The sequence below is a fragment of the Bacteroides sp. 90-K9/2 genome, from assembly GCF_047310725.1.
Lineage (GTDB): Bacteria > Bacteroidota > Bacteroidia > Bacteroidales > Bacteroidaceae > Bacteroides > Bacteroides vicugnae.
Window position 1 is genome coordinate 87,476 of the sequence record NZ_JBCGVL010000013.1, and the last position, 21,979, is coordinate 109,454.

Annotated in this window: 18 protein-coding genes; 7 read left to right on the forward strand and 11 right to left on the reverse strand. The window is 40.8% G+C overall.

Features of this window, described 5'->3' with window-relative positions; all coding sequences use genetic code 11:
- Window positions 1-5: 5 nt before the first annotated feature.
- The gene (ileS, locus tag AAHJ11_RS20615; RefSeq protein ID WP_234133454.1) at window positions 6-3,494 is read right to left on the reverse strand and encodes an isoleucine--tRNA ligase; all 3,489 of its coding nucleotides are present in this window, start codon (window positions 3,492-3,494) and stop codon (window positions 6-8) included.
- Window positions 3,495-3,703: 209 nt separating this feature from the next.
- Between ileS and AAHJ11_RS20620 the strand changes: the two genes are divergently transcribed.
- Window positions 3,704-4,753 carry a DUF2776 domain-containing protein gene (locus tag AAHJ11_RS20620; protein WP_195650286.1) on the forward strand — a complete coding sequence of 350 codons (1,050 nt, stop codon included), beginning with the start codon at window positions 3,704-3,706 and terminating at the stop codon, window positions 4,751-4,753.
- A 97-nt stretch (window positions 4,754-4,850) separates the two neighbouring features.
- Here the strand turns inward: AAHJ11_RS20620 and AAHJ11_RS20625 are convergent, their stop codons facing one another.
- Window positions 4,851-6,389, reverse strand: coding sequence for a carbon-nitrogen hydrolase family protein (locus tag AAHJ11_RS20625; RefSeq protein ID WP_195650285.1), 1,539 nt, complete (start codon window positions 6,387-6,389; stop codon window positions 4,851-4,853).
- A 400-nt stretch (window positions 6,390-6,789) separates the two neighbouring features.
- On the opposite strand from AAHJ11_RS20625, the gene AAHJ11_RS20630 reads away from it, so the two are divergent.
- The gene (locus AAHJ11_RS20630) at window positions 6,790-7,266 is read left to right on the forward strand and encodes a hypothetical protein (protein WP_148366635.1); all 477 of its coding nucleotides are present in this window, start codon (window positions 6,790-6,792) and stop codon (window positions 7,264-7,266) included.
- Window positions 7,267-7,975: 709 nt separating this feature from the next.
- Here AAHJ11_RS20630 and xylE read toward each other — a convergent pair.
- The 4 genes from xylE to AAHJ11_RS20650 all read right to left on the reverse strand — a co-directional run bounded on the left by xylE (window position 7,976) and on the right by AAHJ11_RS20650 (window position 13,305).
- Window positions 7,976-9,430, reverse strand: coding sequence for a D-xylose transporter XylE (xylE, locus tag AAHJ11_RS20635; RefSeq protein WP_148366634.1), 1,455 nt, complete (start codon window positions 9,428-9,430; stop codon window positions 7,976-7,978).
- Window positions 9,431-9,566: 136 nt separating this feature from the next.
- On the reverse strand, window positions 9,567-10,883 hold the full coding sequence (xylA, locus tag AAHJ11_RS20640; RefSeq protein WP_413580074.1) for a xylose isomerase: 1,317 nt from the start codon (window positions 10,881-10,883) through the stop codon (window positions 9,567-9,569).
- Between the two features lie 40 nt (window positions 10,884-10,923).
- Window positions 10,924-12,447, reverse strand: a complete 1,524-nt coding sequence (locus AAHJ11_RS20645) for a xylulokinase (protein WP_413580075.1) — start codon at window positions 12,445-12,447, stop codon at window positions 10,924-10,926.
- Window positions 12,448-12,573: 126 nt separating this feature from the next.
- Window positions 12,574-13,305: an NUDIX hydrolase gene (locus tag AAHJ11_RS20650; RefSeq protein WP_117513002.1), complete on the reverse strand. Its 732-nt coding sequence runs from the start codon at window positions 13,303-13,305 to the stop codon at window positions 12,574-12,576.
- A gap of 341 nt (window positions 13,306-13,646) precedes the next feature.
- On the opposite strand from AAHJ11_RS20650, the gene thiD reads away from it, so the two are divergent.
- The 4 genes from thiD (at window position 13,647) to sucD (ending at window position 17,645) form a co-directional block, all read left to right on the forward strand.
- Window positions 13,647-14,483: a bifunctional hydroxymethylpyrimidine kinase/phosphomethylpyrimidine kinase gene (thiD, locus tag AAHJ11_RS20655; protein ID WP_413580076.1), complete on the forward strand. Its 837-nt coding sequence runs from the start codon at window positions 13,647-13,649 to the stop codon at window positions 14,481-14,483.
- Window positions 14,484-14,533: 50 nt separating this feature from the next.
- Window positions 14,534-15,421 carry an ACP S-malonyltransferase gene (gene fabD / locus AAHJ11_RS20660; protein ID WP_413580077.1) on the forward strand — a complete coding sequence of 296 codons (888 nt, stop codon included), beginning with the start codon at window positions 14,534-14,536 and terminating at the stop codon, window positions 15,419-15,421.
- Window positions 15,422-15,620: 199 nt separating this feature from the next.
- The gene (gene sucC / locus AAHJ11_RS20665; protein WP_195650280.1) at window positions 15,621-16,751 is read left to right on the forward strand and encodes an ADP-forming succinate--CoA ligase subunit beta; all 1,131 of its coding nucleotides are present in this window, start codon (window positions 15,621-15,623) and stop codon (window positions 16,749-16,751) included.
- Between the two features lie 33 nt (window positions 16,752-16,784).
- Window positions 16,785-17,645, forward strand: coding sequence for a succinate--CoA ligase subunit alpha (gene sucD, locus AAHJ11_RS20670; RefSeq protein ID WP_413580078.1), 861 nt, complete (start codon window positions 16,785-16,787; stop codon window positions 17,643-17,645).
- Window positions 17,646-17,755: 110 nt separating this feature from the next.
- Here sucD and AAHJ11_RS20675 read toward each other — a convergent pair whose 3' ends face one another.
- Window positions 17,756-18,517 (reverse strand): DUF4396 domain-containing protein, encoded by a 762-nt coding sequence (locus tag AAHJ11_RS20675; RefSeq protein WP_367743323.1) that lies wholly within the window; start codon window positions 18,515-18,517, stop codon window positions 17,756-17,758.
- 137 nt (window positions 18,518-18,654) lie between these two features.
- On the opposite strand from AAHJ11_RS20675, the gene AAHJ11_RS20680 reads away from it, so the two are divergent.
- Window positions 18,655-18,828, forward strand: a complete 174-nt coding sequence (locus AAHJ11_RS20680) for a hypothetical protein (protein ID WP_004303314.1) — start codon at window positions 18,655-18,657, stop codon at window positions 18,826-18,828.
- A 62-nt stretch (window positions 18,829-18,890) separates the two neighbouring features.
- Here the strand turns inward: AAHJ11_RS20680 and AAHJ11_RS20685 are convergent, their stop codons facing one another.
- From AAHJ11_RS20685 to AAHJ11_RS20700, 4 genes are all read right to left on the reverse strand, one after another.
- Entirely contained in the window at window positions 18,891-19,136 is a 246-nt protein-coding gene (locus tag AAHJ11_RS20685) for an RNA recognition motif domain-containing protein (RefSeq protein ID WP_004295865.1), read from the reverse strand.
- Window positions 19,137-19,411: 275 nt separating this feature from the next.
- Complete coding sequence (locus tag AAHJ11_RS20690) at window positions 19,412-20,134, reverse strand: LytR/AlgR family response regulator transcription factor (RefSeq protein WP_008777003.1); 723 nt, start codon at window positions 20,132-20,134, stop codon at window positions 19,412-19,414.
- Window positions 20,131-21,192 carry a sensor histidine kinase gene (locus AAHJ11_RS20695; RefSeq protein WP_320975236.1) on the reverse strand — a complete coding sequence of 354 codons (1,062 nt, stop codon included), beginning with the start codon at window positions 21,190-21,192 and terminating at the stop codon, window positions 20,131-20,133. The genes AAHJ11_RS20690 and AAHJ11_RS20695 overlap by 4 nt, the downstream gene beginning before the upstream one ends.
- Complete coding sequence (locus AAHJ11_RS20700) at window positions 21,189-21,905, reverse strand: histidine kinase (protein ID WP_254883852.1); 717 nt, start codon at window positions 21,903-21,905, stop codon at window positions 21,189-21,191. The genes AAHJ11_RS20695 and AAHJ11_RS20700 overlap by 4 nt, the downstream gene beginning before the upstream one ends.
- Window positions 21,906-21,979: the final 74 nt, after the last annotated feature.

Sequence of the window (21,979 nt, forward strand, 5' to 3'; positions counted from 1 at the left end):
TAGTATTAGTCTTTTATCACATTCACAAACAGCGAGAAGTCATCAAACTCCAGCATTGTTCCGTCTTTCACTTCATCTACAAGTTCCAGAGATGTGCCTAAAACTTGGTTACAAATATAAGTATTATATTCATTTACCGCATCATCTGTTTGCGTATTTTTCGAGATTGTTATTTTTATTTTGTCTGTAATCTCAAAGCCGCTTGACTTACGTATATTCTGAATACGGTTCACCAATTCACGGGCAATACCCTCACGACGCAACTCTTCGGTAATAGTAACTTCAAGTGCTACAGTCAGTTTACCTTCATTGGCAACCAACCATCCCGGAATATCCTCACTAAAGATCTCAACGTCTGATGCTTCGATAACAGCTTCTGCACCATCCAGATTTAACGTATACTTTCCGTTCTTCTCCAATTCACCAATTGCTTCCTGTGACATTTCAGCAACCGCAGCGGCCACCGCTTTCATCTGCTTGCCGAACTTCGGACCCAGTTTCTTAAAGTCACATTTCACTTTCTTCACCAATACACCGGCCGCACCATCAACGAATCTGACTTCTTTCACGTTCACTTCGTTCATAATCAGGTTCTTCACAGCTTCGATATGAGCTTTCTGCTCCTCATCCACCACCGGAACCATGATACACTGCAGCGGTTGGCGCACCTTGATATTCACCTTACGACGCAATGCCAACACCATGGATGTAACATCCTGTGCCATTTGCATACGGGCTTCCAATTCCTTGTCTATCATTTCTTCCTGATATTTCGGGAATTCGGCAAGGTGGACAGAAACGACACTGTCACGACCTGTTGCTGTAATCAAGTCCGTATATAACCGGTCTGCATAGAACGGAGATATAGGAGCCATCAATTTAGCAACTGTTTCGAGACAAGTATACAATGTCTGATAAGCAGACAATTTATCCTGTGTAAATTCACCACCCCAGAAACGTTTACGATTCAGGCGAACATACCAGTTGGACAAATTATCATTCACAAAATCAGAAATCAGACGTCCTGCCTTTGTCGGTTCATATTCATTATAGCAAGTATCTACCTCTTTTATCAATGTATTCAATACAGATAAGATCCAACGGTCAATCTCCGGACGTTCTGCCATCGGCACATCCGCTTCTTTATATTCAAATCCGTCTACATTTGCATAAAGTGCAAAGAATGAATACGTATTATATAAAGTGCCGAAGAATTTACGACGAACTTCTTCCACTCCTTCAACGTCAAATTTCAGGTTATCCCACGGAGAAGAATTGGTTATCATGTACCAACGCAACGGGTCGGAACCATACTTTTCAATCGTAGTAAACGGATCGACAGCATTATTCAGACGTTTAGACATCTTGTTACCGTTCTTATCGAGCACCAAACCGTTAGAAATAACAGCTTTGTATGACACACTGTCAAATACCATCGTAGCGATAGCATGTAAGGTAAAGAACCAACCACGTGTCTGGTCTACCCCTTCTGCGATAAAGTCGGCCGGATATACCTGACGGCTATCCAACAGTTCTTTATTTTCGAACGGATAATGTATCTGCGCATAAGGCATAGCACCCGAATCGAACCATACATCAATCAAGTCTGATTCACGCTTCATCGGCTGACCATCTTTTGATACCAATATGATGTCGTCTACATAAGGACGGTGAAGATCAATCTTATCATAATTTCCTTCGGTGTATTCGCCCGGAACGAAACCTTTATCCTTGTATGGATTGGATTTCATAAATCCGGCAGCTACCGATTTCTCGATTTCATTATAAAGCTCTTCTACAGATTCGATACATATCTCATCCGTATTATCTTCCGTACGCCAGATAGGCAACGGAGTACCCCAATAACGGGAACGGCTAAGGTTCCAGTCATTCAGATTTTCCAGCCACTTACCGAAACGGCCGGTTCCGGTAGATTCCGGTTTCCAGTTGATAGTCTTGTTCAGTTCTATCATACGTTCCTTACAAGCGGTAGAACGGATAAACCAGCTATCCAACGGATAATAAAGTACCGGTTTGTCTGTACGCCAGCAATGCGGGTAGTTGTGGACATGTTTCTCTATTTTGAAAGCCTTGTTGTCTGCTTTCATCATCATGGCAATGACAATATCCAAAGATTCGGCAGCCTGCGCAGCTTTCTCATCATATTTTCCATCTACCATGAATTGAGGATCATAGGCATTTTTCACCCATGCGCCCTGATAGTCCTTGTATTTGTCTACATCCACACATTCTTTTACGAAAGTAGCATCCAGCTCATCCAACAGATAGAATTTACCGGTCAGGTCCACCATCGGACGAGTTTCACCTTTCTTATTGATCATGAATAGTGACGGAATTCCTGCAGCACGTGCCACATTCGCATCGTCCGCACCAAATGTCGGTGCAATGTGAACGATACCCGTACCATCTTCTGTAGTTACATAATCACCCGGTATTACACGGAAAGCTTTATCACTAGCTTTCCAAGTACCGTCTTCAGATACTTCGACAGGTTTTACCCAAGGAATCAACTGCTCATATTCCATACCGATAAGATCAGTGCCTTTATATTCGGCAATCACTTTAAACGGCACAAGTTTATCTCCGGCTTTATAATCCTCCAACTTCAAATCCGCCGCTTTTGCATTGAAGTGTACATTCAATAAAGCTTTAGCCAGAACAACAGTAATAGGTTCTCCGGTATAGGCGTTGTAAGACTGTACAGCCACATAATCGATCTTCGGTCCTACGCAGAGTGCCGTATTTGAGGGCAATGTCCACGGAGTAGTTGTCCAGGCAATAAAATAAGGAGTTCCCCATTCCGTCATTTCCGGTTTAGGATTCTTCATTTTAAATTGGGCAACGGCCGTTGTATCTTTTACATCTCGGTAACAGCCCGGCTGATTCAACTCGTGTGAGCTCAATCCTGTTCCTGCAGCCGGTGAATACGGTTGGATCGTATATCCTTTATATAATAATCCCTTTTTATGCAGTTGCTTCAATAGCCACCACAGTGTTTCAATATAACGATTGTCATACGTGATATAAGGATGCTTCATGTCCACCCAGTATCCCATCTGGTGAGTCAGGTCTTCCCACTCCTTGGTATATTTCATCACGTCCTTCCGGCAAGCCGCATTGTAGTCGGCAACAGAGATTTTCTTACCAATATCTTCTTTTGTGATACCTAATGCTTTTTCTACACTTAGTTCCACAGGCAGTCCGTGCGTATCCCATCCGGCTTTACGCTTCACCTGATAACCCTTCATCGTTTTGTAGCGGCAGAAAATGTCCTTAATGGTACGAGCCATTACATGGTGAATGCCCGGCATACCATTAGCCGAGGGAGGTCCTTCGAAAAACACGAACGAAGGACAGCCATCACGTTCTGTCATACTCTTGGCGAAAACCTGGTTCTCGTCCCATTTCTTCAGCACATCTTTGTTCACCTGCGAAAGGTCAAACTGCGAATATTCAGTAAATCTCTTACCCATAGCTGTCTACGATTTTACTATTTACAATTTACAATTTGAGGGGTATCCCCATTTTTAAGGGTGCAAATTTACAAAAACATTTGTTTAGTTGAGCAAAAAGCTAAGACTTTTAATCGGATTCGTGTGAAGTTAACGATTATAAACCGCCTACAGCCTAAACAAAACAGGTATCTCCTTGTTTTAGTGGGAAACCTAAAAACACTTAACTTATGAATTATGGAATTAGTATTTTATTCAGGGCAATCCCTTTGTTGATGGCTGTTTTTTGCTTCGGATACGGAGCGTTCATTTATGATTATGGAGATGCCGGCGGTCGTGTTGTAGCAGGCCCTGTGATATTCTCATTAGGTATGATATGCATTGCGCTGTTCTGCACGGCTGCCACTATTATCCGGCAAATCATACATACATATAATCAAGCTGTGAAGTACGGTTTACCAATACTCGGCTATCTGGCAGCTATAGTGACTATAATCGGAGGTATCTGTGTTTTCAGTAATGCAGATGGTACTTCAGCTTTTGTGGCAGGCCATGTAATAACCGGCGTAGGTTTTATTACAGGTTGTGTAGCCACTGCTGCCACCTCCTCTACCCGTTTTTCTTTGATTCCGGGAAACTCCAGAGGCACGGGTAATGAAGTTCCTGAAGGAGCATTTACTTTAGGTCAGGAACGGGCATTGGAAATCATTGTCATTCTCATTTCTCTTATCGCATGGATATGGGCGTTTGTTTTATTGGCTAACAGTCATGTGCATCCGGCATATTTTGTAGCTGGTCATGTAATGGCAGGGCTTGCCTGCATTTGTACCAGTCTGATCGCATTGGTAGCTACCATAGCCCGTCAGATACGCAATGTATATTCGGAAAAAGAACGTTCACAATGGCCCAAACTCGTTTTATTGATGGGATCCATTTCTTTTATCTGGGGATTTTTTATAATCTTAGCCGATTCAGGCAGTGCCAACGGTACTACCGGATATATCATGCTTGGACTAGGTTTAGTCTGTTACAGTATTTCCAGTAAAGTCATTCTTTTGGCTAAAATTTGGCGGCATGAGTTCAAACTCGCCAACCGTATTCCTTTAATTCCGGTATTCACAGCATTGGCTTGTCTGTTTTTGGCGGCTTTTGTATTCGAGCTTGCCACTGTAAATACAGATTACTTCATTCCGGCACGTGTGTTATCAGGACTCGGAGCGATATGCTTTACGCTGTTTTCTATCGTTAGTATATTGGAGAGCGGCACGTCTTCCAAATAAAAAAATATTCTATAAAAAGGGCGTCACTATGTGCCCCGGATAGTGACGCTATCCAGGGCACATAGTGACGCTATCTTGACAGTATAGCGTCACTCTTTTATTTTTTGAATCTAACCTCATACAGGTCATTCCTGCGGTCTTTCAAGTTACGTACACTACCATATGTATGCAATTCGTTCAGCAAATCCAGATCAACATCCGATACCAAAATCATTTCTGTGTTAGGAGTTGCCTCCGCCCTCTTTCCGTCCGTTGGAAAAGCAAAATCGCATGGGGTAAACACACCCGATTGAGCATATTGAATATCCATATTGTGCACACGAGGAAGGTTTCCAACACTTCCGGCAATGACTACAAAACATTCATTCTCAATAGCACGCGCCTGCGCACAAACACGAACACGGGAGTAGGCATTCTGGGTATCTGTCAGGAAAGGAACAAATAATATCTGCATTCCCTGATCTGCCATCAGGCGGGAAAGTTCGGGGAATTCCACATCATAGCAGATTAAAACTCCGATCTTTGCACAATCCGTATCAAAAGTGTTCAGAAGTTTACCACCGTTCAGTCCCCAGCTTTTTATTTCATCGGGGGTGACGTGCAATTTCTCGTACATTTCATAGGTTCCATCCCGTCGGCAAAGGAAACCTACATTATAAAGCAGTCCGTCCTCTTTTACGTATGGCATACTTCCGGTTATAATGTTGATATTATAGCTAATAGCCAGATTCATAAACCGTTCCCGAATCTCATCGGTATACTTTGCCAATCCGCGAATAGCCTGTGATTCTCCTTTATCATTATACTTCGACATCAAAGGAGCATTGAAATATTCCGGGAAAAGAACAAAATCACTTTTATAATCGGATACTGCGTCCACGAAGAATTCTACTTGTTCGAACAGGTCGTCCAACGTTTTATAGCTACGCATCTGCCATTGCACTAATCCTACACGAACCGTAGTTTTAGGACTGATATATTCTTGCGTAGGTGGCTGATAATAGATATTATCCCATTGAAGCAAACAGGCGTAATGTTTCGATTCTTCGTCATTCGGCAGATAATTGGTCATCACCTTTCGCACGTGAAAATCATTCGATAGCTGGAAAGTTAGTACCGGATCATAAATCTCGCGTTGACGCACTCGTTCGATATATTCTTTCGGACGCATTTTGTCAGCATATTTATGATAATTCGGGATACGTCCGCCAAACATGATAGCTTTCAGGTTCAATGTTTCGCAAAGCTCCTTACGATATTCATACATACGACGTGCGAGACGCAAACCACGATAGCTCGGGTGGATGAATACTTCAATGCCATACAAGATATTTCCTTTGGGATTATGCGTATTGAATGTTTCCTTCCCTGTCACTTGTGCATACGTATGATCGTTCTTTACCTTATCATAATCAACAATGATAGAAAGAGCACAACCAACTATTTTATCATCGACTACTGTAACAATCTGGCCTTCCGGAAAAATCTTAATTAACTTCTGGATCTGCTCACGGGTCCAAAACACATCGCTACCATCTGAATAGACGCGGGTAAACGACTGAGATAACTGTACATAATCTTCTATTTGCAGATTGCGTATCTGCACTTTATTAATTTTAATCGGATGTTGTTCCATAACAATACGTGTTTTTATATAAAGACTGTGCAAAGGTACTGTTTATCTTTATATATTGTCATTGCAGAATTGAAAATACATTATACTTAATTTTAATACACGGTTCAGAAATGGCTACAGTGCTTTAACATCACATAATTTTTACACAGATTCTTGCACTATTTAATTTGCGACTTCCAAAAATTATCGTACATTTGCAACGCATAACATTTTATTCACAGAAGCAGTGAACCTGCTTCAACTCCAGTAGCAGGCATTTTTATGCCTGTTGCTGTCGTAGATACGCGGTTTCGTACCCCCGTGGGGAACGTTAATGCGTCCCCAGCTTCTGTGGAGTGTTATGCAACGGGAAAGGCGGAACCGTTTTTTTTATTCCCGCCTATCTTAAAACCGTTGTATCATGCATGAAGAACAAAACAGTGCACCTGTAAAAGCCGTTCGAAGCAATCGGCAGGAAGCAGAATTTCCTAATCTGGAAGAAAAAGAAAACCTAAAACAGTTTTATTTAGCCCAATCACGACGACTATGCCCTACCGTATCGGTCGATCGTTCTGAATCACAACGTCTGGGAGCGTTACACCACAAAATCAAGCATTTTATTAAGGCGTTGACCAACCTCGACCGTCCATGGGAAAATGGGATGCCGGAGATGCAAAAGGCTTGCCTGCATTTCTTTACTTTACAAAATTCACCTCGCACAGAGTGTCAAAAGATTTTTGAAGAATGGGCGAAATGGTCGAACTTCCTGATATCAGCTTCTTGCTATCGTGGTTTTGTCAGTCAGATGTTACAAGATTATCAACGTCAATTACGTGACTTGGAAAAGCTCTTGGGCGGCAAACCCTCCGAAACTTCGGAGAATATATCTGGCCGTTAAGTCATACAGATAGATGTTACATTTATCATTCCTATACTGTATCTATTTTAGTGTAGCATTAGGTGAAATAATCCATTTAAAGACATACGAATGCACACTTTATAGGATGATAACCTGTATTTGACAGCTTAATTATCTATGGGGAGCGGCAGTATTTCTATAGTTCACAAGTGTGTGCCGTACAGCCCACGCATGTAAACCATACAGCCTACATATGCAGGCTATACAGCACACACTTGTGGGCTATAAACTTATCGCCGTTTAAGTGGGATTTTTGAGCTGCGATATTCGGATTTATATGGCTTCATTGTGACAAAAACAAGCCGTTTTATGCTTATAGGATATTTATATGGCTATTTTGTAGATGATAGGTAACCCGTTTTTACTGATAAAAGTATGATAGATACATTTTTCAAAAGCTATCTATCATAGATACTACATTGATAATTAGAATATTACTAAAATAAATGATAGCATGATAGATAGTTTTTTCATTATGTAATGTTTAGTTCAAATCCGTACCATTTACGAATATATTCTTATGAGACAAAGTTTCTCTAGACCAAATCCCCTGAATTTACAACTACTCCTAAAAGCTTCAAATAAAAACAATTATGACACCATACCATTGGTACGATGTCATAATCTCAACAGAATCATGTCAGGAGGCCGAAGTCATAATGACATGATGAAATTACACTAACCTAATTTATTTGTCTTTCTTCCAAAGTTTGCTCATATCTTCCAGTGTCTTGCCCTTCGTTTCAGGTACCCAACGCCAAACGAAGATGGCAGCAGCTACGCAGATAATGCCATATAAACTATACGCAAACATCGGGCTGAAATCGTACAATGCCGGGAAAGTAGAAGATACGATATAGTTGAATATCCATTGGAAAGCTACGGCGATTGCCACTGCTTTACCACGGATGGTATTCGGGAAGATTTCCGAGATCAACACCCAGCAAATCGGTCCCCAGGACATCATGAAAAATGCTGCATATACAATCACTGAAAGTACCGGAAGGATACCCTTTATTGCCATGCTGTCACACATTGCTACTGCAAATGCACCAACAGCCATACCAATAGAACCGATTATCAATAGTGGTTTACGTCCGAAACGGTCTACAGTGAAGATAGCAACCAGTGTAAAGATAATGTTTACAATACCCATAATCACAGTTTGCATCATGCCACCTCCTTCTGCACCTGCATTTTCAAAAATACGAGGAGCATAATATAGTACCGCATTAATACCGATAGCTTGCTGGAATACAGAAAGCAAAATACCGATCACAATTACTGCCACTCCATAAGTAAAGATTTTCTCCGTCTTCTCATGAGCAGTAGCTTTAATATCATTAAGGATTTCCTGTGCTTTTGTCTTACCATTGATCTTTTCCAGAATTGAGTAAGCCTTTTCGTCCTGCTGTATCAATACAAGATAACGTGGGGTCTTCGGAACAAAGAACAACAACAGACCAAAGAAAGCGGCAGGGAAAGCTTCCGAACCAAACATGTAACGCCATCCTTCATACACAGTCCACATATCAGATTCAGAACTAACAGACAGTACACCGGCCGCATCTTTCAAAATAACAGGATTCTGATGACCGCCCATAATCAGGAAATTCACGAAGTACACTACCAACATACCAAAGATGATAGCAAACTGGTTACATGATACAAGCGTTCCACGAATATTGGAAGGGGCTATTTCAGCAATATACATCGGACAGACGGCAGAAGCCAGTCCTACTCCGATACCACCCAAAACACGATACAGATTAAAAGCAATCAGCAAATCCATGTTCGGCTTTCCATATTCGAAAAACAAGAATTCCGGATAATAGGAACCTAATGCTGAAAGGAAAAAGAGTACGGCAGCAAGCCTTAAGGAATTACGACGTCCCAAACGGGAAGCAAATATACCGGAGATCGCACCACCCAGTACACAGCCAATTAATGCACTGGAAGAAGTGATTCCATGCATTACTTTATTATATTGAAAATCAGAGGCCGAAAGGAAAAATGCCTCCAAACCTTTCTCTGCGCCCGAAATAACGGCTGTATCGTATCCGAAAAGCAGTCCTCCCAAAATGGCGACAGAGGTGATCGAATATAGGTAGAGTTTACTACCCTCGTTCGTTGTATTAATCATGGTTATAAGTAGATAAAGTAGTGTTGTAGTAGTTGGAAATCTCACCACAGAGTGACACAGAGTTTCACAGAGAAATACAATATTGAATGAAAATGAACTCTACGAGACCCTGTGCCACTCTGTGGTGAATTAATTATTAGCAATACATATTCAGAATTGCTTCATAAAGTTCTTGTTTACCGCTAGTCTGCTTCGGTTCACCGTTTGCTTTAGCATAAGCAACTACGTCTTCCAAAGTCAACTTGCCATCTTCAAATTCCTTACCTTTACCAGCATCGAATGAAGCGTAACGGTCAGACAACATTTTCTTATATGGAGATTCGTTCAACAGAGCAGCTGCACTTTCCAATGCACGAGCCATAGCATCCATACCTGCGATATGAGCAATGAAGATATCTTCCAGGTCAGTAGAGTTACGACGAGTTTTAGCGTCGAAGTTTGTTCCACCGTTACCCAAGCCACCATTACGGATAATTTGCATCATAGCTTGTGTCAGTTCGTAGTTATCAATCGGGAACTGGTCTGTATCCCAACCATTCTGATAATCACCACGGTTAGCATCGATAGAGCCCAACATACCGTTGTCTACTGCTACTGCCAATTCGTGTTCGAAAGTATGGCCGGCCAAGGTTGCATGGTTTACTTCAATATTCACTTTGAAATCTTTATCCAAGCCATGAGCTTTCAGGAAGCCGATTACAGTTTCTGTATCTACATCATACTGGTGTTTAGTTGGTTCCATCGGTTTCGGTTCGATCAGGAAAGTACCTTTGAAGCCACGAGCACGAGCATAATCACGAGCCATAGTCAGCATTTTTGCCAAGTGTTCTTTTTCACGTTTCTGATCTGTATTCAAAAGAGACATATAGCCTTCACGGCCACCCCAGAATACATAGTTCTGGCCACCCAGTTCGATCGTTGCGTCGATTGCATTCTTGATCTGAACAGCAGCACGAGCTACTACGTCAAAATCAGGATTAGTAGCAGCACCGTTCATATAACGTGCATGACCAAATACGTTGGCAGTACCCCACAACAGTTTGATGCCTGTTTCAGCTTGTTTCTGTTTTGCATAAGCTACGATTGCTTTCAGATTAGCTTCGTATTCTTCGATGCTTGCACCTTCAGAAACCAAGTCTACATCGTGGAAACAGTAGTATTCGATACCCATTTTCTGCATGAATTCGAAACCTGCATCCATTTTATCTTTTGCTGCTTGTATAGCGTCAGCACTACTATTCCAAGGGAATTGTTTTGTTCCGCCACCGAATTGGTCACCGCCTTCAGCACACAAAGTATGCCACCATGCCATAGCAAATCTCAACCAATCTTTCATCTTCTTACCGTTGATTACCTTTTCAGCATCGTAGTAACGGAATGCCATCGGATTCTTACTATCTTTACCTTCGAACTTAATCTTTTCAATTCCTGGGAAAAATTCTTTTGTTGCCATAATTCTTTTATTTTTAAATGGTTATTATTTAAATTGTTAATTATTTATCTGAAGAAAGAACCGGAGCCGGTATGTTACCGGTCATCGACTTTTCAAGGCGGTATTTCCATTTTGCATAGGCATCAGCATATTCCTGACGTTTCGCCACATTAGGCTCGATCACATCCAGTTTGTCAAGCGTAGCAAATGCTTCATTGTTATCTTTATAGATGCCTGCACCGATACCTGCACCTTTCGCGGCTCCTACTGAACCGTCTGTATCATAAAGCTCGATAGTGGCTCCTGTAACTCCCGCCAACGTATCGCGGAAGATAGAACTCAAGAACATATTAGCGTGTCCGGCATGGATCATCTTTACGGGAATTCCCATCTGCTCCATGATATCAATGCCATATTTAAAAGAGAATACGATACCTTCTTGAGCGGCACGAATTATGTGGTGTTTGCCATGTGCATTGAAGTCCAGTCCACGGATGCTGCAACCGATTTCTTTATTGTTCAACATACGTTCAGCACCGTTACCAAAGGGCAGAATACTGATTCCCGCACTACCGATAGGAGCTTTGGAAGCCAACACATTCATTTCATTATAAGATATTCCTTCGGGAGCAATGTTGCGTTTTACCCATGAATTAAGAATACCTGTTCCGTTGATGCAAAGCAATACTCCCAGACGTGTCTGGTCTATTGTATGATTGACATGGGCAAAGGTATTGACACGTGACTGCGGATCATAGTTCACTTCACCGTTCACACCATAAACCACTCCTGATGTTCCCGCCGTAGAAGCAATTTCGCCCGGGTTGAACACGTTCAGAGAGAGAGCATTGTTAGGCTGGTCACCTGCACGATAAGTAATAGGTGTTCCTTCTTTCAATCCAAGTTCTTTGGCAGTCATTGCACTGACGCGTCCTTGTTCTGCGAAAGACGGTTTAATATCTGCAATCAAAGAAGAGTCGAATCCGTAATAATCCATCAGGAAGTCAGCCACCCGGTTGTTCTTAAAATCCCAGAACATACCTTCCGAAAGTCCGGAAACGGTTGTGCAAATCTCTCCACTCAACTTCATGGCAATATAATCACCCGGCAACATTATCTTGTAAATCTGCTCATAGATGGCAGGTTCGTTTTCTTTAATCCATGCCAACTTGGAAGCTGTAAAGTTTCCCGGCGAGTTCAACAAATGAGAAAGACATCTCTCCTCTCCGATTGTTTCAAATGCTTTCTGACCGTATGGCACAGCACGGGAGTCACACCAGATAATAGCAGGACGCAATACACGCTGATTCTTATCGACACATACCAATCCGTGCATCTGATAAGAGATACCGATGGCTTTTATTTCAGCAGCACTCACTCCGGATTCGGTCATAATAGCCTGTGTAGCCAACTTTAAGTTTTCCCACCAACTTTCCGGATCTTGTTCCGCCCATCCGGGATTCACTGCAATAATATTCGCTTCTGTTTTCGGAAAAAATGCCGATGATACACATTTGCCTGTTTCAGCATTCACCAAACTCGCTTTTACAGACGAGCTACCTATGTCATAACCTAATAGAAACATAATTTTATTTACGATTAAACGATTTACTATTTACGATTTAACGCTCAATGTCCGACAATTAATGCTATAACATTCAACGCCTAATACTTAATACCTAATACTTGATACTTAATACTTGAATAAGGTCTACCTTCTCACCTTATTATATATCTTCTTATCAAATTTATAATAACGGGCAGCACGGTGAGCCACTCCTTGTTGTTTTTCTTCCAGAGGAACTACATATTCCATCATGGCTATTTTCTTATGGAAGTTGCGTACATCCACAGCTTTGTCGTATACTAATTCAAAAAGGGTTCTTAATTGTGCAGCTGTAAATTTGCGCGGAAGCAGTTCGAACAACATGGAAGGATTAAATTCTACAAACTGACGAATATAAGTCATAGCTTCCTTAATAATCAGATTATGGTCGAAAGCCAATGTTTTCACATCTTTCAAAGCAATCCAACAAGCCTGATGATCGTCCAGATTCTTATCCAGTGTGCGGTCAATCTTCACCATCGACAGATACGCAATAGTTACAATACGTTCCACTCTTGACTGCATAGCTCTTTCCAGCCAACGTACATCTTTCGGATTACTTGTCCTGTTTTTAGAACCGAATGCTTTAAACTGCATCAGATTCACATTTTTAAGTCCTGTCAGTTCATACAAAACTCGTTGCGCTGCTTCATCCAGGTCTTCATCCATATATATAAGACTTCCGGGAAGTTTCATATCGTGATATACTTCTCCATTATCTTCACCTGCACGTTTTACAAGCAACACTTTCAGTTGTTCTCCGTCAAAACCAATCACTACACAGTCCACTGATATATGATTGTTTGCTAAAGGTGTATTTTTCTGTAAATTTTGCATATCCATTTCTTTAAGACGGTGCAAATATAGAGGCTAAAACTCATCAAAACAAAAATAAGAACCATGCTATAAAACATTGTTTTTCATATAAATACATATCATACATTCTACAATATGAATAGTTAGTGTTATCTTACGAATTACAATATGTATTTTAGTATTTCCGCGAGTGAGTAATTGTACAAAGTACAAAAACTAGATGGACGCTTTATTATCAGTACTTTTCATATCATCTTCATCAGATACCGGCAAAGGTACTTATTGTATTTTAAACGATATGTCATTTTGTACCTTATCGTTTTTTATTCTATCTTTGTCGGATAAATATTAAAAAAACTAAAATGGAACGTCATCCAGTCATTTTATCCATTGCCGGCTCCGATTGTTCGGGAGGCGCAGGTATTCAGGCAGACATAAAAACAATCTCCGCTCTAGGTGGCTATGCGGCATCGGCTATTACTGCCATCACCATACAAAATACACTGGGAGTACGTGCCGTACAGTCTATCGCCCCTGATATTGTTCGTGGACAAATAGAAGCAGTGATGGACGACCTGCAACCGGTTGCCATCAAAATAGGAATGGTAAATGATATTCAGATTGTTCGTGTGATTTCCGACTGTTTACAAAAATATTCACCTGCATACGTCGTCTACGATCCGGTAATGGTGTCTACCAGCGGAAAGAAACTCATGACAGATGAAGCTATAGAAGAAATAAAAAAAGAACTTTTGCCGCTTGTGACATTAATCACTCCCAACATCGACGAAGCGAAGGTGCTTACAGGCAAAAGTATTCACAACATTCAGGACATGCAGGCGGCTGCCAAAATGCTGACGGACGATTATCATACTAGCATCTTGTTAAAAGGCGGACATCTGGAAGGAGACAATATGTGCGACCTTTTGCACACGTCCGAATCTATCTACCATATATATGAGGAGAAAAAAATAGAAAGCCATAACCTGCATGGAACGGGGTGTACCCTCTCCTCTGCCATTGCTACTTACCTGGCCAAAGGATACCCCATGAGAGAATCCATCCAGCACGCTAAAACGTATATCACGCAAGCTATTATCGCAGGAAAAGAATTGAATGTCGGACACGGCAACGGCCCTTTATGGCATTTTCCGGACTCCGTTGCACAAATGTGTATATTTTGTGCGGTTGTATCATAAAAATACGTAACTTTGCACCCGCAATTAAAAATCAATTAAATAATAAAAATATGAAAGCATTTGTATTTCCCGGTCAAGGCGCTCAATTTGTAGGAATGGGTAAAGACCTGTATGAAAACTCAGCTTTAGCAAAAGAATTGTTTGAAAAAGCAAATGATATCCTCGGATATCGCATTACAGATATCATGTTCGATGGCACAGATGAAGACCTCCGTCAGACAAAGGTTACCCAACCTGCCGTATTCCTTCATTCTGTTATCTCCGCTCTTTGCATGGGCGATGATTTCAAACCGGAAATGACAGCCGGCCACTCACTCGGTGAGTTCTCTGCATTGGTAGCTGCCGGTGCATTGAGTTTTGAAGATGGACTGAAACTTGTTTATGCTCGTGCAATGGCTATGCAGAAAGCTTGTGAAGTTACTCCTTCCACAATGGCTGCCATTATTGCATTACCTGATGAGAAAGTAGAAGAAATCTGCGCAGCAGTAAATGCCGAAGGTGAAGTTTGCGTACCGGCTAACTACAACTGCCCGGGACAAATCGTTATCTCCGGTTCTGTACCAGGTATCGAAAAAGCTTGCGAACTGATGAAAGCTGCCGGAGCTAAACGCGCTCTTCCGCTGAAAGTAGGTGGTGCTTTCCATTCTCCATTAATGAACCCTGCCAAAGTTGAATTGGAAGCTGCTATCAAGGCTACGGAAATTCATACTCCTAAATGTCCGGTATATCAGAATGTAGACGCACTTCCTCACACTGATCCTGCAGAAATCAAAAAGAACCTGGTTGCCCAGCTGACTGCTTCCGTACGTTGGACACAGTCTGTTAAGAATATGGTTGCCGACGGTGCTACTGATTTTACAGAATGTGGCCCGGGTGCAGTACTTCAAGGACTGATTAAGAAAATTGACGGTACTGTCAACGCTCACGGTATTGCATAAGCATCCGTAAGAAAGAGTTTATCTTTAAATATATGAAGCGTGTTGGTAACTATTGCCAACACGCTTTTTTATATTAAGCCTATTCATTGCATACGGACTAACATGTTGTATAACACCCCGTTACTTTTCTTTTCCGGCAAACTTTCCGTATCTTGCTATTGTTTTTATTACAGGAATCATTTACTCAAATTTATGAGCCATGAAAATACATGAATATCAAGCGAAAGAGATTTTCTCCAAGTACGGAATACCTGTCGAGAGGCACACTTTATGCCGTACAGCCGCAGGTGTCATAGCCGCTTACCGGAGGATGGGAACAGACAGAGTGGTTATAAAAGCACAGGTATTAACCGGAGGACGGGGAAAAGCCGGAGGAGTGAAACTGGTAAATAATACGGAAGACGCTTATCAGGAAGCTAAGAATATTCTTGGAATGAGTATTAAAGGACTTCCGGTCAATCAAGTACTGGTTAGTGAGGCGGTAGATATTGCTGCCGAATATTATGTCAGTTACACCATCGACCGGAATACACGTTCTGTCGTTCTGATGATGAGTGCATCCGGTGGTATGGATATCGAAGAGGTAGCCCGTCAAACACCGGAAAAAATCATCCGATATTCAATCCATCCATTTATTGGTCTTCCCGACTATCTGGCAAGGCGTTTTGCTTTCTCCCTCTTTCCTCAAATGGAGCAGGCGGGTAAAATGGCGGCCATCCTTCAGGAACTTTATAAGATCTTCATGGAAAATGATGCATCATTAGTGGAAGTAAATCCGCTGGCACTAACCAAGAAAGGTACGTTGATGGCTATTGACGCAAAGATTGTTTTTGATGACAATGCGCTCTATCGCCATCCGGAGGTACATGCTTTATTTGATCCGACGGAGGAAGAAAAAATAGAAGCAGACGCTAAGGATAAAGGATTCAGCTATGTCCACATGGATGGTAACATCGGCTGTATGGTAAATGGTGCCGGACTCGCTATGGCTACTATGGACATGATTAAACTTTATGGAGGTCAGCCAGCCAATTTTCTCGACATTGGTGGTAGTTCCAATCCTGTCAAGGTAATTGAAGCCATGAAACTTTTATTGCAGGATGAAAAAGTGAAAGTGGTCCTGATTAATATTTTCGGAGGAATCACCCGCTGTGATGATGTAGCAATGGGGCTTCTTCAAGCATTCGAGCAGATAAACAGTAATGTACCTGTTATCGTACGGCTTACAGGCACTAATGAGCATATCGGACGGGAACTGTTACGGAATTACAGCCGTTTCCAAATAGCCACAACGATGAAAGAAGCTGCCCTTATGGCTCTGAAAGCGTAATAAGTACCCAAATCATTAATAAATAAAGCAATTATGAGCATATTAATAGATAAATCCACCCGCCTGATTGTACAGGGAATTACTGGGAGAGACGGACTTTTCCATGCCAAGAAGATGAAAGAATACGGAACCCATGTTGTTGGAGGAACTTCTCCGGGCAAAGGAGGAACAGATGTAGACGGCATCCCCGTATTCAACACTATGTATGACGCGGTTGAACAAACGAAAGCCAATACTTCTATCATTTTTGTTCCGGCACGTTTTGCGGCAGATGCCATTATGGAGGCAGCAGATGCGGGCATCCGGTTAATTGCCTGCATTGCTGAAGGAATCCCCACGCTGGATGTGATTAAGGCGCACCAGTTTGTCGAACAAAAAGGTGCTATGCTGATCGGCCCCAACTGTCCGGGACTGATCTCTCCGGGAAAAAGCATGATAGGCATTTTACCGGAACAGGTCTTTTTAGAAGGAAATGTCGGAGTTATCAGCCGTAGCGGAACACTTACTTACGAAATTGTGTATCACTTAACGGCGAATGGCATGGGACAATCCACTGCTATCGGCATCGGAGGTGATCCTGTTGTAGGTCTTCATTTCCGTCAACTGCTGGAGATGTTTCAAAATGATTCGGAAACAGAAGCGATCGTCCTGATTGGAAAGATTGGAGGAAACGCAGAAGAACAAGCGGCTGAATATATCCGCAATAATGTAACCAAACCTGTAGTGGCATTTATTGCGGGGCAATCAGCTCCTCCGGGGAAGCAGATGGGACATGCAGGAGCTATCATTTCAGGAAGTTCCGGTTCGGCAAAAGAGAAGATTGAATCTTTAAAAGCTGCCGGTATCCGGGTGGCACAAGAGCCTTCGGATATACCGAAGCTATTGAAAAGATAAAATCCAAAAGAGAAATAAAAGACAAAAGTAGTCATATCATAATAGATGCAGATTCACTCCCTCAAATAAGTAATTACATACTTATCGTTTAGAGTAAATCTGCATTTATTTTACATACCTTTCTTTATACCTAATTTTATAAGAAGAGCATTCATAGGATATGCACAGAAGAAGCCGAAAAGCATAGCCAACTGCATCATAAACCAGAATATCCATGTGTCTTTGGGTAATGGCTCATTGATGAACAATACAAAATAGACAATCGCCATCCAGCCATACATTCCGACCTGCCAGGATAAAAGAGAAAAGAAATCCGCTTTGAAAGCACGAGCCAAGGCATTACCTACCGATATTTTTTCCATCTCCCGAATAGCATAGAATTGGAAATAAACACCAATAATCAAAGCCAGGATAAAGTCAAGTACCCAATTACCAAAGAGCTGACTTCCTGCCACAGTTACAGGAACATAGTTTGTAAACCACTCTCCTATGATATCTGCCAATGTACATCCTGCACCACAATGAAGCGCTGACAAAGCTACCGATTGCCAATAAGGACGTTGCATTCCTTGCATCGACATTTCTCCCGGCATGACCATATCCATCGCCATATTATCTTTCATACCGGACATATCCATTCCCTTCATATCAGACATATCCATTTTCATCCCATCATCCTCAACTTTCATCGGACCACTCCGTCCAAACTTATTATACGCCCATAAAGCTAAATAACTTCCCCATAATGCAGATAATATCCAGACTGCATTCATTATCTTCATTGATTGCGGACGATGTGTCAGGTCTATGGCAATATGTACTGCAATTCCGATACCTGAACATACTAAGAAAACGGCTATTAAATTGAGCATGACTGTATGTTTTTTAAAGTTTCAGATTACAAAACATCCTTTATTTGTGAATAGTTCATCCCATTACTTTTAATTTTATCATATCGAACTATTCTACACACGAGTTGTTATCATTTCATAATCAAAACAATAGAAATATGAGCAGACGTAGACAGTTAGAGCATGAAGTATCTGTTGCTCAAGAAAGAATAAAGAAAGCTGCAAAAGATACACCGAAGGATATCCTGAAATTATGGGAACAAGAGCTGGTAGACCTGGAATTGGAACTCAATAATATGGTGGATGATGAAGAAGATAACAATGAGGATTAACAGAAGAAAGGCGCGCTAGTTTCCTAGTGCGCCTTTCTCTATTACTGTATATGTATTCAGTATTAATTCTTTGGCAATGCTTCTTTTACTACCATTGAACGACCTACATATTCTGCACCGTTCAATTGTTCGATAGCTTTAGCAGCTTCTGCATCATCCGGCATTTCGATAAACGCAAAACCTTTTGATCTTCTAGTTTCACGATCTGTGATTAACTTTACTGAAGCAACTGTTCCATACTCTTCCATTACATGTCTCAAATCTGATTCCTTAACATTATAGCTAAGATTTCCAATGTACAAATTCATAAAATACAAATATAAAAAATTAATAATTCAATAAGAAAGTTTTAGGAAGATCTTAATTAGAGATGGATATGCTCAAATAAATGAGAAGATTCACGTAAAAAAATCAAATCGTAATAAACCTCTTTATTGTTGTTGGTACAAAGAAAAGCATTATTTGGGGATATTGCACTATATTCTCTCCTTTTTCTTCTTGTAAAACATATTTTTTATGAAAATAGGCCAATACTTAACGTTCTTATTCTTTTATATCAAGCCATTCCATATAAACTACCGGATTAGTCTTTCTGTAGATTCTTCGCTACAAATTCCTCAAAAAACGTTTTCTTATAGTTTCCACCTCCTATTCCTATCTCATAAGACTTAATAAAAATATCATTGGTATCAAAAGAGTCAATCCGTGAGGTATTGACAATATAGGACTTGTTTATCCGGAGAAACTGTTTAGCGGGCAGTTGCTCATGAATATTTTTCAGATTCATCTTAGTTATCACCCGCTGATCTTCCAATTGGAGAATGGAATAATCCTTTAGTCCTTCAATAAAAAGAATATCACTGAAGTTTATCTTGATATAGCGTCGTTCCGATTTGATGAAAATATATTCTTCCTGTATCTCCTCCACTCTTTCGGCTGTTTCCGACAATAACAGTTTATGATATGCTATTGCCTTATTGACTGCTTTCAGAAAACGGTTCATTTCAATAGGCTTCACCAGATAATCAATGGCACTTACTTCGTAACTATCGAGTGCATATTCCGCATACGCCGTTGTAAAGACAATCAATGTATTCACGGGAATACTTTGCGCAAACTCTATTCCGGTAATTCCCGGCATCTGAATATCAAGGAAAATCAGATCAACCGTATATTCATTTATATAAGCGGACGCTGCGATAGCGTTATTAAAGCTACCCACCAATGTCAGTTGTGGAATCTGTTCCACCAATGACTTCATACCTTTGCGAGCTACCGGCTCGTCATCAACAATAATACAATTCATAAGTTTAGATGTAAGTTGACATTATAAGTTGTTTCTTTATCTTCTATCTGTAACGTGTACCGTGATTCATAAAGTAAATCCAGTCTGCGTTTCACATTGGCCAACCCTATTCCCCCTTCCCGCTTAACAGGAACACGGGGCTTAGAATTCTCGCAACGAAACGTCAACTGTTTATTATGCACAGAAAAATACAGGTGAATATAAGATAAATTGTCGCTATCCAAATTGTGTTTCACTGCATTCTCTACAAAAGGGATAAACAACAACGGAGGAATACAGATATTTTCCATATTTCCCTCTTGAAAAATAGTATATTCAAAATGATCCCTTCTCACCTTCTCCAATTCAAGAAAACTGGTGAGAAACTGTATATCTGCAGTAAGAAAGACTTCTCTTCTTGTACTGTCATTCAACTGATAGCGAAGTAGATTGTCCAGTTTCTCCAATATCTGCGAAGCCTCATCCGGAGCATCCTTTACCAAAATATTGGCATTATTCAGCATATTAAAAAGAAAATGCGGATTGATCTGTTTCTTTAATTGTTGCAATTCTGCCTGCTTAGTTGCCTTCTCCAATTCAAGAATCTTTTTATCGGAGACAACCCAGCGGCGGAATAGTTCAAAGCTCGTACAGCCACCTGCACTTAATAGTAGTACTAATACTCCATAAGCAATACTATCAAAAGAAACAGCATGGTTATCCTGTATACAAAACCCACGAATACCGTACCGTTGATATAATGGAGACAGAAATATAAATCCTAATAATACACTCACTAAATTGACTCCGAGAAACGAAATCCAATAACACCATAACTTGCGCTTGGCCTTATACAGGAAACGGGGCACTAACCAATATATATTCAGATAGATAGGAAACGCAAAAACCAATATACTAACCGGATATGCATATCGGAAACCTTCTCCAGTAAAATCTCCATATACATTCTGAAAGCCCAAAAAGAGTATAATAAATAGCAATAGTAAATTACTGATAAGCCTGAAACGGTCATTTACCAGATTCTTCCCCCAATCGTATACATTCCAGGTATCTTTCATAATTCCAACATTAAACTAATGGTACACAACATTCCATCATTATAGCCACTTTTTAATTGATAACCTCCCGGATATAACAAGTCCAATCGTTGCCGTAACTTGTCAAAAGCAGGTACTATTTGCAGACTTTCCTTTTTTCGCAGACAGTATGTACAAATGAATCGAAGCTGATTCTCTTCCATTTGAAAATCGATCCTTATATTTTCTCCCTTTCCATTCTCTCCACATACCGTTGTCCGAATCACATATTCTATCACAGGCATAAACAATAAAGGAGGAACTTGTATATATCGCACTTCATTCAGGATGTTGACTTCAAAATTAAACTCCGGATTGCATAATTTCTCCAACTTCATATAATCAGTCATAAAATCGATATCATCTCCCAACAATACCTGTTGCCGTTCACTTTCATAAAGTTGGTATCGAAGCAACCGGCTTAATTTAAAGATAAGCAATGATGCCTTTTCTCCATCTTCCTCCAACAAGGTTCGCACCTTATTCAATATTCTCGAAAAAAACTCCGGTTGAAGTTGATCTTTCAAATGATTTAGATCAGTCTGTATGCTAATATTCTCCAATTCGTTTAATCGTTGTTGATAGGCCACCCAGCGATGCAGAAAAATAGTAAAAGAAAAAGCCAGAAAATAGAGTATCAGCGCCAATGCATTTATCAACAGAAAGAAAGGGAGATCACTGTTTAGTCTTTGCATCTGTTCGGGTATAACATAATATTGCCCTAGAAAACAAATAGCACCAACCATGGCGGTCAGCATAAATCCAACAA

Coding starts and splice junctions, on each gene's coding strand:
- ileS (WP_234133454.1), bottom strand. CDS start 3,494: ATGGGTAAGAGATTTACTGAATATTCGCAGTTTGACCTTTCGCAGGTG.
- AAHJ11_RS20620 (WP_195650286.1), top strand. CDS start 3,704: ATGAATTATGGAATTAGTATTTTATTCAGGGCAATCCCTTTGTTGATG.
- AAHJ11_RS20625 (WP_195650285.1), bottom strand. CDS start 6,389: ATGGAACAACATCCGATTAAAATTAATAAAGTGCAGATACGCAATCTG.
- AAHJ11_RS20630 (WP_148366635.1), top strand. CDS start 6,790: ATGCATGAAGAACAAAACAGTGCACCTGTAAAAGCCGTTCGAAGCAAT.
- xylE (WP_148366634.1), bottom strand. CDS start 9,430: ATGATTAATACAACGAACGAGGGTAGTAAACTCTACCTATATTCGATC.
- xylA (WP_413580074.1), bottom strand. CDS start 10,883: ATGGCAACAAAAGAATTTTTCCCAGGAATTGAAAAGATTAAGTTCGAA.
- AAHJ11_RS20645 (WP_413580075.1), bottom strand. CDS start 12,447: ATGTTTCTATTAGGTTATGACATAGGTAGCTCGTCTGTAAAAGCGAGT.
- AAHJ11_RS20650 (WP_117513002.1), bottom strand. CDS start 13,305: ATGCAAAATTTACAGAAAAATACACCTTTAGCAAACAATCATATATCA.
- thiD (WP_413580076.1), top strand. CDS start 13,647: ATGGAACGTCATCCAGTCATTTTATCCATTGCCGGCTCCGATTGTTCG.
- fabD (WP_413580077.1), top strand. CDS start 14,534: ATGAAAGCATTTGTATTTCCCGGTCAAGGCGCTCAATTTGTAGGAATG.
- sucC (WP_195650280.1), top strand. CDS start 15,621: ATGAAAATACATGAATATCAAGCGAAAGAGATTTTCTCCAAGTACGGA.
- sucD (WP_413580078.1), top strand. CDS start 16,785: ATGAGCATATTAATAGATAAATCCACCCGCCTGATTGTACAGGGAATT.
- AAHJ11_RS20675 (WP_367743323.1), bottom strand. CDS start 18,517: ATGCTCAATTTAATAGCCGTTTTCTTAGTATGTTCAGGTATCGGAATT.
- AAHJ11_RS20680 (WP_004303314.1), top strand. CDS start 18,655: ATGAGCAGACGTAGACAGTTAGAGCATGAAGTATCTGTTGCTCAAGAA.
- AAHJ11_RS20685 (WP_004295865.1), bottom strand. CDS start 19,136: ATGAATTTGTACATTGGAAATCTTAGCTATAATGTTAAGGAATCAGAT.
- AAHJ11_RS20690 (WP_008777003.1), bottom strand. CDS start 20,134: ATGAATTGTATTATTGTTGATGACGAGCCGGTAGCTCGCAAAGGTATG.
- AAHJ11_RS20695 (WP_320975236.1), bottom strand. CDS start 21,192: ATGAAAGATACCTGGAATGTATACGATTGGGGGAAGAATCTGGTAAAT.
- AAHJ11_RS20700 (WP_254883852.1), bottom strand. CDS start 21,905: ATGCAAAGACTAAACAGTGATCTCCCTTTCTTTCTGTTGATAAATGCA.